Source organism: Halalkalibacter oceani (genome assembly GCF_023715605.1).
Lineage (GTDB): Bacteria > Bacillota > Bacilli > Bacillales > Bacillaceae_D > Halalkalibacter > Halalkalibacter oceani.
This window is the reverse complement of sequence record NZ_JAMBOL010000001.1, coordinates 200,439-215,478: the sequence shown is the minus strand read 5'-3', so window position 1 is coordinate 215,478 and position 15,040 is coordinate 200,439. Positions and strand designations below refer to the sequence as shown.

The window sequence follows — 15,040 nt, the reverse complement described above, 5'->3', positions numbered from 1 at the left end:
AGAAACAACGATGAAAAAATGGTTAAAAATGACGGGAGCTGCTTTACTGCTGGCGACGATAACAGCATGCGGAGCCGGCGGCACGGGCAGTTCCTCTACGGAAGACGGTCCTGTAAGAATCGGTTATTTTCCTAATCTCGATCATGCCGCGGCAATTGTCGGCAAAGAGAAAGGCTTTTTTGATCAACAGCTCGGGGACAGAGGAGCGGAATACACTCATTTTCCTAATGGAAATGATTTTATTGATGCGCTGGAAACAGGAAATCTGGATATCGGCTATGTAGGGCCTGGTCCGGCAATTAACTATTTCCTCGCGGGAGGAGATATTGTCATTCTCGGCGCTGCGGCCAACGGGGCGACATTAATCGTCTCACGTGAAGATTCAGGGATTGAAACGTTGGAGGACTTTGGCGGCAAATCATTCTGTACCCCTGGTAACGGCTGCACTCACAACGTTCAGCTTGAAATTATGCTGAAGGATATCGGACTAGAATCAAACCGCGTCGGTGGAACGGTCGAGCATCAGTCCCGTATTGCGCCGGCCAATATGGTCGCGATGTTTGAACAAGGACAAATTGACGCCGCTGCTGCTCCTGAGCCTTGGGGAACATTCCTTGTCGAAGAGCATAATGCCAATGTCGTCGCCGAATGGGACCAGGTTTTCTTAGGCGAAACATTGCCTAGTGTCGTCGTGGTTACATCAAAGCAATATCTCGAAGAAAATCCGGAAGCGGTGGATGCTGTTCTCCGTGGTCATAAGGAAGCGGTCGACTATACAGAAGCGGATGTCGCTGATACGTTGACGACCATTAACGATCATTTGTATGATCTGACGCAAAACCGCCTGCCGGAGCCAGTGCTTGAAAAAGCGTGGAATCGGATGAAGGTGACGACCGAAACGTACCCAGATGCCCTACAGGAATGGGCAAACGCATCCTATGAGTTAAAATTTATGGATCAGGACCCTGACTTAGACGGACTCGTCGACACATCACGGCTTGATGAGATTTTAGCAGAATAAAAAAGACAAGAGGCTGAACAAAAGGTTGTTATTACCTTTTGTCCAGCCTTGTATATTAAGCACAAGAGGTTCGCTACCTCTAGTGCTTTTTTTAGTATCGTTTTTTATACTAAAAGCAACGCTGTGGATTAGTAGTCCAGCCTACAGTACTTTTTAGTAACTGGTTTTATAGAGAATCTAACCACAGCTCTTTGTTTATCTGTTAATGAGTTAGTTAACGCTAACTTTATTCTACTAGAAAAGCGCTTTTATTCATTTACACAAACTATTTTACGCTATCGTGCAGTGCCCATCTTTTAGAAGTAGCTTAGGCTTTATGAAAATGTCCTTTACAAAGGTACACTTTATTCCTTTACAACGGCAAAGGTGCGACTGCTGAAATGAGTTGTTTTTCAATTAATTCCTGCCAGAATGCTTCTGGGATTTTCTCTCGCAAGGCTTCGAGGTCTTCCTCAATGCGATCGGGTCTCGTTGATCCAGGAATGACCGCAGCTACAGCTGGATGCGCTGTTGAAAACTGTAGCGCTGCTGCTTTTAGACTGACGCCGTGAGACTCTGCTACTTCTGTTAATTTGTTAATTTTCGTTTGAACGTCTGGTGGGATCTCACCGTAGTTATAGTGATCTCCGCCAAGCAGGGCTCCCGAGCTATACGGTGCACCTACAACAATGGCTGATTTTGATTGCTCGACTTCAGGCATCATTCTGCGAAGAGTATCTTCATGATCAAGAAGTGTGTATTGGGTTGCTTGTAAGCAAATAGTTGGATGTACTTCTTCAAGTTGAAGGGCAAGCTCGATTGGAATTGTTGTGTTTACGCCCAGCCCCCATCCTTTTATGACGCCTTGTTCCTTTAAGTCATCAAGAACAAGGAAGGCACCTGTTCGCGCTTCTTCAAATTTGGCGATCCACTCGTCTCCATGAAAATCAGGTGAGAGGTCGTGCACAAATACAAAGTCCAGTCGAGTGGTTTGCAGTCTTTCCATGCTTTGGTTGATGGAGGCATGGGTCGCTTCTGCAGAGTAGTCTGTCGTAACTTTATTGGTTCGGCCGTACTCAAAAAGTCCTTCTTTTTCCTCGGTTTCATCTTCAATGACACGACCAACTTTTGTACTTAAAACATAATCATCACGGTTTTTGTTAGAAAGAAATGTACCTAAGCGAAGCTCGGCCAGTCCTGCCCCGTAAAATGGTGCTGTATCATAATAACGAATCCCGGCATTCCAGGCCGCTTCGATCGTCGCTTGTGCTTCTTCTTCCGGCACTTCACGAAACATATTGCCAAGTGGTGCTGTTCCAAGTCCTATTTTTTGAGTCAGTAATGCTTTTATGTTATCCATGTCATTCTCCTCCTGTTTCATTCATAATCATCTTTTACCGTTATCATCTTTTACCGTTCATCTTAAGGTTTAAACCTCTCATAAGTAGGATAACCAATATCAGCAAGTGTCCTAATCGATGCTACTATAATCTGTTCTCCTCTAGCTTCTGCTACTAAGGATTGTTTCTCTACCAACTTTTAACCCTCAAGCATACATTCCATCAGCCCCCTTTCTGGATTGCGATGATGTTACTTTTGATCACTATTTACAGCAAACGAAAACGATTAAAACTGGCACTGGATAAATAAATCGCTTTAGGATGAATACGGATTTTTTAGACTTTAAAACGGACCGGCACACTCCATGCCGGTCCGCCACCATTTACCCCATTCAATTTTACAACTTTCCATAAAAAAAGAAGATTATTTTTGGATACGGTTGGCAATAGAAGAAAACAGTTCATTGTAGCAAAGGAGGAAAATGAGATGTTTACACTTGCGGATATTCCAATTTTTCTTGTTTCGCTACTCGTAATTTTGCCGCTGATCTCCTTAATCCATCAAGCTGGTCATGTGTTTTTTGTTTGGCTATTCGGCGGGAAATTACAGTTTTCCCTCGGTGCAGGGAAACGGTTATGTAAAATTGGCTGCTTTGAAATTCGCCGGATCTATTTTTGGCATTCCTTCTTCCAGTATGAAAAGCTGAAAAAGGATACGACCTTCTCTCATATTATGATTTTTCTTGGCGGGTCTCTCTTTAATATTATTTCGATCTGTATCGTGAACGGGCTGATTCACAGCGATGTTCTCCCTCCACATATCTTTTTTTATAACTTTGTCTATTTTTCGATTTACTTTGTCTTTTTTTCTCTGTTTCCGGCAAGGTATTCCGATGACCATCCAAGTGATGCGATGGCGATTTATGACCTGCTGAAATACGGTAAAAAGGTCGATCCGCTCGATTAAGATTCTCAGCTTTGCTGCGTTATAAAAAAAGCCCTCCTCCACCATCAGGCAGAGAAGGGCTTTTGAGAAAAGTTATTATCTTTCCATCATTTTATCGACGCGGGCACGCAGCTCGTTATACTCGGTTACAATATCTCTGATTGTAGCGAAAAGCTTTTTCACTGAAATAACCTTCTTTCCTTTGCTTAAGATACTTTTATTATCGTACTGACGTGACCTTTTGGCAAAGTCTTCATTATTTCAAGAAAGCGATAACAATCCGTATGAAAGCGTCTTTCATTTTCATCTATCTTCCGTTTTCACAGAATTTTGCTGCTTTTCGCATACATTACGATGTTTGGATAATTCGGGCGACCGCGGCTTCTCCCTGGTCAATGCAATCCGGCAGGCCAACCCCTTCAAAAGCAGCTCCGCAAAGATGAAGACCAGGCAGGTTTCGCGCGACGTCTTCTTTGATTTTGGCGATTTTAAATGTGTGACCGACATGATATTGCGGCATTGATTGTCTCCAGCGCGTCACCCGGAAAAATTCGGGCTGCCCTTCAATCTCCATAATCTGCTTCAGGTCATGAAGCACGGTTTCGACAATTTCCTCATCGCTTTGCTCCACAATCGAAGAATCATCCGGTCGTCCGACATACGAACGCAAAAGCGCGTATCCCGGCGGAGTGGAATGCTGCCACTTCTTATGAGTCCATGTGCATGCCGTGATCGTATACGGGCTTTTTTTCGAAGCGACGAAGCCCGTTCCTTCATAAGGATTGTGAACAGCTTCTTCCTTAAAAGCGAGCGCCACCGTCGCCACGGTTGTCGCTTCCATCTCCCGCAAGTAATCAAAGTACGGATACGCCGAAAGCAGCTGAGCGGTCACATGCGGCGGAGTCGTCATAATAATATGATCGAATGATTCACTTGTTCCATCCGCCAGCCCGATAAGGTAGCGCTCCCCTTCTTTGCGAATGAAGCTTAGATCGGCATTTTTGCGGACAGAGGCCGGATCAAGCTGCTGTTCAATCGCATGAACAAATGACTCCAGCCCTTGTCTGAAGCTGAGGAACATCCCTTTGGACTTCTTGTCCATCGCCTTTGGCTGCGGCGTCCGTGTCGCTTTTATTCCGCGAACGAGGCTGCCGTACTTCTGCTCAAGCTGCTGAAAGTGCGGAAAGGTCGCCTTCAGGCTCAGCTTGTTTAAGTCGCCGGCATAAATTCCCGACAAAAGCGGCTCTACTAAATGATCCACAACTTCATCGCCAAGCCGCCGGCGGAAGAAATGGCCCAATGAAATGTCCTCATTTCCTTTGACCGTTGGCGATAAGAAAAGATCGCGCGCCGCCCGCAGCTTACCGGCGGTTGAAAAAAGGGACGTGCTGAGAAACGGCTTGATTTCTGTCGGAATTCCCATCACAGCGCCCCCTGGAATTGGGTAGAGCCGCTCACCCTTCAATACATAAGCCTGCCCCGTATCATTGGCAAGCAGCTCGGACTCCATGCCGACTTCACGCGCCAGCCTAGACATGCTTTCTTTCCGGGCGAGAAAGGAGTCCGGGCCACGCTCAATGACAAAGCCGTCGACAAGCTCGGTTTGAATTTTGCCGCCGAGGCGGTCAGCCTTTTCATAAAGCTGATACTCCACCCCTTCTGCCTGCTCGAGCCGGTAGGCAGCCGCAAGCCCTGTGATTCCTCCGCCAATGACAGCAATTCTTTTTTTCGCATTTGACATCTGCTCTCACTCTTTCTCTGCAAGCTTTTTCTGCACAACGGCTGCGAGACAGCGAATGAACTCCGGCTTGGCGTTCGGCATTTCTGGCCGGAAATAGTCGATCCCGAGATCATCACATACGACCTTGCATTCATAGTCGTTATCATACAGCACTTCTAAATGATCGGCGACGAAACCGACCGGGCAATAAATGATGGACGTATAGCCATGTTTGCCGTACAGCTCCCGGGTTAGATCCTGAACGTCGGGGCCGAGCCACGGGTCTGGCGTATTGCCTTCACTTTGCCAGCCGATTGTATAATGGCGGATTCCGGCTGCTTTTGCGATCAGATCGGCTGTTTCCTGGAGCTGCTCAGGGTATGGATCGCCCATTTCGAGAATTTTTTCCGGCAGGCTGTGCGCCGAGAAGACGACACACGCCTTTTCTTGATCGGCGATTTGCGCCATCGTCTGCTTCAGCTGCGTCGCCCAGTATTCGATAAAGAGCGGCTCTTTGTACCAGCTTTCAATCGTCCGAATTCGAGGCCCGCCGATTCTCTCTGATTCCTGCTCAGCCCGGCTGTTGTAGGACTTGACACTGAACGTCGAATAATGAGGAGCGAGAACAAGGCTGACCGCCTCCTCAATCCCGTCCGTTTTCATATCGGCGACCGCATCTTCAATAAACGGGTGAATATGCTTCAAGCCGAGATAAGCTTTAAACTCGACGTCGTCATTGCTTTCATTTAAATACTTCTCCAGGCTTAACGCCTGATCTTCAGTAATTTTTGCCAGCGGGCTGATGCCGCCGATTGCTTCATAGCGCTCAGTCAGCTCCTCCACCGCTTCCGCCGACGGCTTGCGCCCATGACGAATATGCGTATAGTAAGGCTCAATTTCTTCCTTCGTTCTCGGAGTTCCATAGGCCATCATCAACAGGCCTATTTTTTTCTTTGCCATTTGTTTTTCACCTCAACGTTTCATTTTACTAGCGGAATAATCATGGACGAACGCGGTCAGCCGCTTTAATGTCTCAGGCTGCACTTCTGGAAAAACACCGTGACCAAGGTTGAAAATAAAATTCGGACTTTTCATTCCCTCATCCAGAATCGCTTTCGTTCTATCTTCAATCACTTCCCATGGAGCAAGCAAAATCGCCGGATCGAGATTTCCCTGAACCGTCTTCTTCACTCCGGCCTCGCGCGCTTCAGCCACTGACAGACGCCAATCCAGACCGATGACATCAAGCGGGAGGTCATTCCATTCATGGATCAGATGACTGGCTCCGACGCCAAACATAATAAGCGGAATGTTTTCTGCTTTGAGCGCTGTAAAAATCTTATTCATCACCGGTTTGACAAACGTGCGGTAATCAGCGACATTCAGCGTCCCAACCCACGAATCAAAAATTTGAATCGCCTGAGCTCCGGCAGCAACCTGAGCTTTCACATATGTAATCGTCATCTCCGCCAGTTTATCCATTAATAAATACCAGGCCTCTGGCTCGGCATACATAAATGCTTTCGTTTTATTGTAGTTTTTTGAAGGCCCACCTTCAATAATATAGCTCGCCAGCGTAAATGGCGCGCCGGCAAAGCTAATAAGCGGAACCGTTAATTGAGTCCGAAGCAGCTTAATCGTTTCCAGCACATATGGGACATCGGCTTCCGGGGTAATGTCGCCAAGCCGTTCCACATCCTGCCTCGAGCGTACCGGATCGGCAATGACGGGACCAATGCCGGATTTGATCTCGACATCAATGCCAATCGCCGGGAGCGGGGTCATAATATCCTTATACAAAATGGCGGCATCATTTTGATACTGATCGACCGGAAGCTTTGTGACATAGGCACATAATTCTGGCTGATGGGTAATCTCAAACAATGAATACTTTTCCTTAAGCTCTCTATATTCCGGCTGTGAACGCCCCGCCTGTCTCATATACCAGACCGGCACATGGCTATGAGCCTCTCCACGACACGCCTTTAAAAACTGATCATTAAATTCCACGTAGTTACACCCTCTCTTCATTTCTGTCGTTCTCGACAGATTTCAAACATTCCACTACACTGCTTCTTTATTTTACTGTAATCTCTTAATAAATTACATCGCATCTCCTACTATAATGACCCAATTTGGCCCTGTATAGCCATCTTGGCAAACTGTCATAAAATTGATGAATGTCATCTGATCGGAAACCTTGTCAGGTAATCCTCCACAGTTCCGTTTCCCTTTTTCAGAAACTGATAAAATAAAGGTATCTAGATAGACAGACGGACGTTGACAAGGAGGAGAGCGATGAAGACAGAAGCGACGTATTCATATGAGGAAGAACATATCCTTCCCTACTTTCAGCCTATTGTCGGAGCCGATCAGCGGACGATTGTCGGCTATGAAATACTGGGCCGTTACCGGGCCGGAAAGAATGTCATCAGCCTTGGACCATTCTTTCATCAGCCAACGGTCGACAAAGAAAGAAAGCAGCGCGTTGATCGTCACATTCGGACAAAAGCGTTAAAAGCGATTCATCACCATGCCGGCCTGCAGAAATCTTATTTTTTCAATCTTGATTCGGATATTTTTACCGAAGAAGAGGATGCTCTCTTTTACGAACAGCTGACTGCCCTTCTTGATACTCATCCTGTAATCAAGCCTTTGCAGTTTGTACTGGAAATTACCGAAACGGATTTTTCTACGAATGTTCCCGCTTTTTTAGAGCGTTTACAAAAATATCGCCAGCTTGGCTGCCGAATCGCCGTCGATGATTTAGGAAAGGGATTCAGCAACCTTGAACGAGTCGCCCTGCTTCAGCCCCATATTTTGAAGGTCGATTTAAATCTCGTCAAAAAAAGTGCCAACAGCCAGTCGCACCGTGACGTTCTTCATGCCCTTTCAATTCTCTCCCAGCGCCTTGGCGCCCAGCTGCTCTTTGAAGGGATTGAAACGCTTGATTTGCTTGAAAATGCCTGGAAAAATGGCGCTCAGTATTATCAGGGCTTTCTTTTTTCAAAACCACAGCCGACGCTGATTGAAACCGTCCGTTCTGTTGAGAACATGCACGATCAGCTGGAGCGAATGATTCAGGCGGAGATAGAACGGCTGAAAAAACATTATTCTTTTGAGGAAGAGCTGAATCATCTTCTGCAGCAATCGCTGCCGACCACCCCTTTCTCCGCCGATTATGACCAATATGTGCAAGAAATTTGCGCCACTCTTCCGGAGCACTGCTTCCGCGCTTATATGTGCAACCGGCTTGGCTATCAGCTTTCCGGCAATCACCAGCGCCACTCCCGCTCCGATTGGACAGTGCTTCATCATTACCGGCAAAAAAACTGGAGCTGGCGGCCCTATTTTCTGAAAAACATCGTTCAAATGGAGCTGAATCAAAGAGGCATACTGTCTGAGCCTTATACTGATCACGATCCAAACGAGATGATTCAGACCTTCTCCTATCCCGTCTGTGAGGACACTTACCTGTTTATCGACCTTACCCTCCCTCTGGCAGACAATGAAAACAAAGCGGCCTGTCACTAGGCCGCTTCAGACCGTAGACAAAAAATCGAAGCTGGTCAAACGTATTTCTATATGACGATCCGAACAAATGAAAAGAGAGAAATCCATCGCTCCTGAAATAGACTTCGCTTTCCGCGGGAAGCTGGTGAGCCTCCTCGGGCTACCGCCCTGTGGGGTCTCACCGTTGCTTTTTCTCCCGCAGGAGTCTTCGTCTATTTCATCCGCTCGACATTCAGGCAAATACAGTAGTTGCTTTTTCGTATGGTTTTCCGGCTACATGACAGCAAAACCAAGCATCGCCTGCATGGAATTTGTTTCGAGCCCCTTCACGTTCGTCCAACGCATCCTGCCAAATGTGGCGTAAGATCAGCTTCTTATGGTTTTTGTTTTTGGTACAGGAACGTGATTCCGTTCCCAGGCAAAAAATAGTGGGTAATTCCCCTTTTGACCGTTAATCGCGGAATGACGTTCCTCTTTCCTCTCCCGGCACCTTACCTGCTGCTAATGAAAGCCGAAACGAAAATGAACGTCGGCGACATTGGACGGCTGCCCGGATTGTTCCGTCGTTGAATCATATGGAACAACCTGATAGCGTTTTTTCGAGAATGGATTGAGTGAGCCGACGAAATAATGATTCTCGTTCACAACGGTAGCGATCCGGGTTCGCTCGCCGCCATCCACCTCGTAAATTTGATAATAGATCCGCTCATCAGCCAGCGCCGACCAGAGCAGCTGAACACTCATCATCCCGCGGCCGCCCATCGCCATCGTCGCCTCCAAATCGTTTATCACCGGCAAATCAACAGGCGGGTCGAGCTCCTGAACCTCCATTGGCTTCTCGAAAGCAACGTCGCGCATCTCACCAGGAAGCTCATTAATAATTTCCTTGAACAAGACAGTCGGGTAGCTGCTGCCACCATGCAAATAATGATCCGTCGAGGTGACATCATAACCCATCCACGCCGCACCGACCACGGTCGGCGTATAGCCGACAAACCAGGCGTCCATCGTCGCCCCTTCGACATCCGGGTAAGTCGTCGTCCCGGTCTTTCCGGCAAGCGGGCTATTGACCGTACCATTTGTTCCCGTGCCTTCCTTCACGACGGATTCAAGCATTCTCGTCATATACCAGGCTGTTTGCGGAGAAACGACCGCTTCTTCCTCGACGGGAGCCTCACCGATTTGATGGCCATTCCGATCATAGATGGCCTGAATAAAATATGGCTCGACCCGTTTTCCTTCCTCGGCAAACACACGGTAGGCAGCAGCCAGATCGAGCGGTGTCACGCCTTCCTGCAAGCCTCCGAGCGCTATCGCCAGTCCACGATCCGGCAGCTCAAGGCCAAATTGCTTTAGCAATGGCAACGCCTGCTCAATGCCGATTTCATTTAACAGCCAGACAGCCGGCGCATTGACAGAATGGGTCAACGACTCATACATCGTCCGGTTTCCCGCATATTCATTTTGATAATTGCGCGGTGTATAACCACCTTCATATTCAAGTAATTCATCTTTCAGTAAGGAATAAGGATGATAAATGCCCGTTTCCAATGCCGGCGCGAAGACCGATAAAGGCTTTAAGGCCGAGCCGGGCTGCCGCTTCACATTAACCCGGTTTAATCCTTTTCTGACATATTCGCGTCCTCCCTGAACGGCAAGAACACCGCCCGTCTCTGCGTCGAGCAGGACAAACGCCGCTTCCGCATCCTCATTTCCTTCCGGGAAAAAACGGTCTTCGCGAATCTTTTGATAAACGGCTTCCTGAACGTGGCGGTTCATCGGGACAACGATCGTATAGCCGCCTTCAAGAACCTCTTCATTCGTCAATTGATAGCGCTCTTCAGCTTCATTCAACACCATATCAATATACGTTAAATACGCTTCATTTTCAGAAATGCTGTTATGATCCACCGCTACCGTCCGCCCTTGCAGCCGGACTGCTTCTTCAGCGCTTATATAGCCCTGCCGTTCCATCACCGTCAGGACGAGGTCCCGCCTCTGCTTGCTTCTCTCCGGATCAACAAGCGGGGAATACGAGTTCGGCGCTTTCGGAAGTCCTGCGAGCAGCGCCCCTTCATCCACGGTCAACTCAGTGACAGGCTTGTTGAAATAAAGCTTCGAGGCAGCCTGAATGCCATAGGCGCCATGCCCGAAGTAAATGCGGTTTAAGTACATTTCCAAAATCTCGTCCTTGCTGTACTGCCGCTCGAGGTTCATCGCGATTAACACTTCTTTCGTTTTGCGGAGCCATGTTTTGTCGTTTGACAGAAAAGCATTTTTCGCCAATTGCTGCGTAATCGTACTCCCGCCTTCCACCTTCGCCCCGGCGAGTATATCCCGATAAAGAGCGCGGCCGATTGAACGGAAGTCGATCCCAAGATGTTCACGGAAGCGTGTGTCTTCAATGGCGATGAATGCCTGCTGCACCTGCTCTGGTATCTCTTCGATTGAGACGAGCTCACGGTTCTCGATAAACAGCTGGGTCAGCAGATGACCTTCCTGATCAACGAGCGAGGTCGTCGTTTTCATGACGAGACTTTGGTCGTTGACGACATACTGACCTGCCAGAATAATAATAAGATAAATAATAAGAGCCAGAAGAACCATTGCCAACAGAGCAGAAATGCCAAACACGAGCTTTTTCTTCATTCGCAGCCACCCCCTTTCCCTTCTTTATACGTATAAAATGCCAGTTTTGTTTCACGGTTGTCTGGAAATGTCGATTTATGCTTTAAGAGTAGCATATTATATTAGTAAAAATAAAATCGCCTCGTTTCTCCCCCTCTTAAGTCAGGCTTTTTTTGTTTTGACGCAGAAAACGGTCTTTCCTGCCGGACAAAGCTGCTGTCATTCCTGTAACACGGTAAAAGGCCGGATCAAAAGGTTGTTTGCCCTTTTGATCCGGCCTCTCAGCTATCTTCTTAATGCCCGTTGTGAGGAAGCTGCTGAAAAAGGAAGTTTTTCAGGGAGAGCCGGTTTCTGACAATCCGACGGGTGAAGATCAAACTGCCCAAAACAAAGCCGATGCCTTCTCTCCGTTATTTGACGAGACCGCAACGGTGGGCGTAGACCGCAATTTGCGTCCGATCATCAAGCTCAAGCTTCTGCAAAATATGACTGACATGCGTCTTTACCGTTTTAATCCCGATGTAAAGTTCATCGGCAATCTCCTGATTGCTTTTGCCCTCGCCAATCAATTGCAAAACTTCAAGCTCGCGCGGGGTCAGGGAATCATGAGGCTGCTTTTCCTTCGCGCCTCTCATCCGCTGCATCATCTTATTCGTCACCTTCGCTTCGACGACCGCTTCGCCTTTTGCTGCGCTGCGGATCGCGCTTGCAATCTCGGCAGCCGATGATGTTTTCAGCAAATAGCTGAATGCCCCTGCTTCAATGACGGGATAGACCTTCTCATCATCGATAAAGCTTGTCAGCACGATTACCTTTACATCAGGCAGCTTCTTTGTAATCGCCGCTGTCGCCGCGATCCCGTCCATTCCTTCCATCACCAGATCCATTAAAATCACGTCCGGCTTTTGTTCGACCGCCAAATCAATCCCTTCCTGCCCGTTGCTTGCCTGCCCGGCGATGTCAATGTCCGGCTGAGTCGACAAGTAAGCTGAGAGCCCCATTCTTACCATTTCATGATCATCCACTAACAGAACCCGAATCATTGTCTACCCCCTCCTTCCATGTAACCGGAATGTTGGCTTCCACCTGCGTGCCCTTTCCTGGTACCGAGACAATGTGAAGCGTACCGCCAATTTCATTCATTCTTTCCCTCATCGTATGCAAACCGTAGGAGCCTTGCTGAACCGTTTTCGGATCAAAGCCGACCCCATCATCAATTAATTTCACCTTCAGCTCACGCGCCGACTGTCTGATTTGCATGTCAAGCCGACTTGCCTTCGCATGGCGCAGCACATTGGAGATCGCTTCCTGGACCATCCGGAACAGTTGATCCTCGATCCCCTTCGGCATATGCACATCCTCATCCATCACCATCCGCACCTTGATTTTATATTTTTGCTCAAGCTCGGCAAGCAGCGCTTCCACTCCTTCATGCAAGCTTTTCCCTTCAAGATGCGCGGGGCGCAGGTGAAGCAGGAGGGCGCGCATTTCAGCCTGGGCGGTGTTGGCCATTTTTTCAACTAAGGCGATTTGCTGGGCGGCCGCCTCATCGGCACTCAGGCTCTCTTTAATGGCGGCCGTCATCATCGAAATCGCAAACAGCTGCTGGCTCACGGCGTCATGCAAGTCGCGGGCCAGACGCTGGCGCTCCTCAGTGACGGCGGCTTTTTTCACCGATTCCTGCAGCTGCACACGCTCTGCGGAGAGGCGCTGTAAGGAGGCGACCTGCTCTTCAATATGAGCAGCCATCCCATTCATTCTCGCCGCCAGTTCCGCAATCTCGTCTTCCCCCTCGACCTCGACCCGATGAGAGAAGGTTCCGCGCTCATAGCGCGTTGCTCCATGCACGAGCTGATCAATCCGGCGCCGCAGCGGAGCAGCCTGCAAATAGCCGCTGATCATTCCGGTCGTAATGATCAGCAGAAGCATCCAGACGATGATCGGAAAGCCGGCCAGCTGGCGGTCAAACACAAGCAACAGACCGCGTTGATCCTCATATGTAATAAAAAACAGAAAAAAGAAGGAGATCAGCGAAGTAACGATCACGCTATGACGAATAAACTGCCATTGCAATAAGGCCAGTCGCTTCCTCATATGTCCCTCACCTTCACTTCTCCAATCACGGTGGACAGCACAAGCTTCACCCGCCGCGGGGCGCTTTTATACCCTTTCGTCGCAATCGCAAGCTGGGAATTAAGCCCCTCGTGCTTTTCATGAAATAAAGAAACGGAACCGAGGAGGGACGATGCCTGGATACTCGTAGCAAGATCATTCGGTACATAAAAGTCAACCTGGCAAATGCCGCCCTGAACGATGATCACTGTTTCCCCTTCCGGAATAATCGCCCGCGACAAATCGATCCGTACATCGCCAATTCCGTTCCAGATGGTCAAATCACTTAATTCAAATGCTTCCCCTCGATAATGAATGTCACCGATCCAGCTGCGGCGCACGGTCGCGGTGAAATATTCTTTGCCGGCTTTCTCCTGAGACGCAAGCGGGGCCGGACTCTGTTTTTCTTCCCGCACAGCAGCCGGTTCCCTTCTTTCACGAAAGCCAGCCGGCTCCTGCTGTTCTGGTTCCTGCTCCCTCTTTCGGCGCTTCTTCTTTTCTCTTTTTTCTTTCTTTTTGTAGCTTGGTGATTTCACAAGCTTGACCCCGTAATATAAAATCACGGCTGCAACAAGCAGCCCCATGAAGTTCATGCCAAGCACGAGATCAAACAAAATACTGACGCTGATGATGAAAAAAATCACGCTTAAAAACGTATGCTTTCTCTGGTAAAAAAACATCCCGAGGACAAAGAAAATGAGCGGTGCAACAAAAGAAGCCGTTGAAATGCGCAGCGCATGAAATAAAAGATTTAACCCAATGATGACGATGACCAACCCGAATAAGGTTTGTTTTTTCATGCTTCCGCTCCTTTCCCTGTTACGGTTTAATGAAGATCAATATCACCTGATGTAGTTGAAATAAAAAACGGATGCTCTCCCTTGCCTATTTTACCAGAAATCGCTTTTGATTGAAGAGATGAATCAAGCAGTTCGGCATTGATCTGAATATCGCCGGACGTCGTCTTCGCTTCGATCTCGGCGTTACCGTCCGGCAACCATACTTCGACATCACCGGAGGTCGTCTTAAGTTCAGCGGCTTGATTTTCAGCGACATAGTCGACTTCAATATCACCTGAAACGGTTTTGGCATTTATCGCCCCATGTAAGCGGCTTACTTCAATATCGCCGGACGTGCTGTTCAAGGTTGTGCTTGCCCCATCCAACCCGTTAATCTCGATATCACCGGACGTTGTCGCCACACTGACATCAGGCGCAGTCACCGGGCCTACCACAACATCTCCTGAAACCGTGCGAACGTCAAGGCTCGTCAGCACCTGTTCCCCATTCATATTCAAATCGCCCGACACTGATTTTATGTTCAGTTTATCCTGATAGGATGCCGGAATTTGGACAACTGCTTTCGTCGGCTCTTTCATGAAGGAAAAGGATAAGAAACGAAAACGCTCCTCTTCTACTTTAACCTCAAGTCTTGACTGTAGTTCGGCAGACTGAAGCTGCACGCTTCGATTCTGATTCTCGAGGCGGACAAGCAGCTCCGTGCCTGAATATGTCTCGATTTCCCAATCAACGGCGGTGCTTGTCAAAATTAAATCCTCAACCTGCGTCAAATCAAACTGCCCCTGTTCTCCTACTGCCTCTGAGGTGGAAGGTAATACAGCCGGCAGCGAAGCGATTAAAATGACGATACCCGTAATAATCAGGGCGAACCCAGCTAGTTTTTTCATTGCTCTCTCCCTTCAGCTTGCCTGGGGATTGACTGGAAGCGAAGCGGCAGCATGCTTCGCCTCCAACGTCCGACCGCGCTCTGTCCTACTTATC

General features: G+C 48.3%; 12 protein-coding genes. 3 read left to right on the top strand and 9 right to left on the bottom strand.

Translation table 11 applies throughout. The features are described from left to right. Positions 1 to 10: 10 nt before the first annotated feature. The gene (locus M3202_RS01060) at positions 11 to 1,021 is read left to right on the top strand and encodes an aliphatic sulfonate ABC transporter substrate-binding protein (RefSeq protein WP_251221523.1); all 1,011 of its coding nucleotides are present in this window, start codon (positions 11 to 13) and stop codon (positions 1,019 to 1,021) included. Positions 1,022 to 1,373: 352 nt separating this feature from the next. Here the strand turns inward: M3202_RS01060 and M3202_RS01055 are convergent, their stop codons facing one another. After that, positions 1,374 to 2,360, bottom strand: coding sequence for an aldo/keto reductase (locus tag M3202_RS01055; RefSeq protein ID WP_251221522.1), 987 nt, complete (start codon positions 2,358 to 2,360; stop codon positions 1,374 to 1,376). Positions 2,361 to 2,827: 467 nt separating this feature from the next. Here M3202_RS01055 and M3202_RS01050 point away from each other — a divergent pair, with 467 nt between their 5' ends. Beyond that, a complete protein-coding gene (locus M3202_RS01050; protein WP_251221521.1) occupies positions 2,828 to 3,307 on the top strand; it encodes a hypothetical protein in 480 nt (159 codons plus the stop codon). Positions 3,308 to 3,635: 328 nt separating this feature from the next. Here the strand turns inward: M3202_RS01050 and hemY are convergent, their stop codons facing one another. From hemY to hemE, 3 genes are read right to left on the bottom strand one after another with little or no spacing between them, the layout of a single operon-like run. Then, positions 3,636 to 5,027 (bottom strand): protoporphyrinogen oxidase, encoded by a 1,392-nt coding sequence (hemY, locus tag M3202_RS01045; protein WP_251221520.1) that lies wholly within the window; start codon positions 5,025 to 5,027, stop codon positions 3,636 to 3,638. A gap of 6 nt (positions 5,028 to 5,033) precedes the next feature. After that, positions 5,034 to 5,966 (bottom strand): ferrochelatase, encoded by a 933-nt coding sequence (gene hemH / locus M3202_RS01040; RefSeq protein WP_251221519.1) that lies wholly within the window; start codon positions 5,964 to 5,966, stop codon positions 5,034 to 5,036. A gap of 12 nt (positions 5,967 to 5,978) precedes the next feature. Next, complete coding sequence (gene hemE / locus M3202_RS01035) at positions 5,979 to 7,037, bottom strand: uroporphyrinogen decarboxylase (RefSeq protein WP_251221518.1); 1,059 nt, start codon at positions 7,035 to 7,037, stop codon at positions 5,979 to 5,981. A gap of 267 nt (positions 7,038 to 7,304) precedes the next feature. Here hemE and M3202_RS01030 point away from each other — a divergent pair, with 267 nt between their 5' ends. After that, positions 7,305 to 8,540 (top strand): EAL domain-containing protein, encoded by a 1,236-nt coding sequence (locus M3202_RS01030; RefSeq protein ID WP_251221517.1) that lies wholly within the window; start codon positions 7,305 to 7,307, stop codon positions 8,538 to 8,540. Between the two features lie 480 nt (positions 8,541 to 9,020). Here the strand turns inward: M3202_RS01030 and M3202_RS01025 are convergent, their stop codons facing one another. From M3202_RS01025 to M3202_RS01005, 5 genes are all read right to left on the bottom strand, one after another. Further along, positions 9,021 to 11,168, bottom strand: coding sequence for a transglycosylase domain-containing protein (locus M3202_RS01025; RefSeq protein ID WP_251221516.1), 2,148 nt, complete (start codon positions 11,166 to 11,168; stop codon positions 9,021 to 9,023). 389 nt (positions 11,169 to 11,557) lie between these two features. Beyond that, positions 11,558 to 12,190, bottom strand: a complete 633-nt coding sequence (locus tag M3202_RS01020) for a response regulator (protein WP_251221515.1) — start codon at positions 12,188 to 12,190, stop codon at positions 11,558 to 11,560. Continuing rightward, positions 12,165 to 13,241: a sensor histidine kinase gene (locus tag M3202_RS01015; protein WP_251221514.1), complete on the bottom strand. Its 1,077-nt coding sequence runs from the start codon at positions 13,239 to 13,241 to the stop codon at positions 12,165 to 12,167. Before M3202_RS01015 ends, M3202_RS01020 begins: the two co-directional genes overlap by 26 nt. Then, complete coding sequence (gene liaF, locus M3202_RS01010; protein WP_251221513.1) at positions 13,238 to 14,059, bottom strand: cell wall-active antibiotics response protein LiaF; 822 nt, start codon at positions 14,057 to 14,059, stop codon at positions 13,238 to 13,240. Before liaF ends, M3202_RS01015 begins: the two co-directional genes overlap by 4 nt. A 26-nt stretch (positions 14,060 to 14,085) precedes the next feature. Further along, complete coding sequence (locus M3202_RS01005) at positions 14,086 to 14,946, bottom strand: DUF4097 family beta strand repeat-containing protein (RefSeq protein WP_251221512.1); 861 nt, start codon at positions 14,944 to 14,946, stop codon at positions 14,086 to 14,088. Between the last annotated feature and the right edge of the window lie 94 nt (positions 14,947 to 15,040).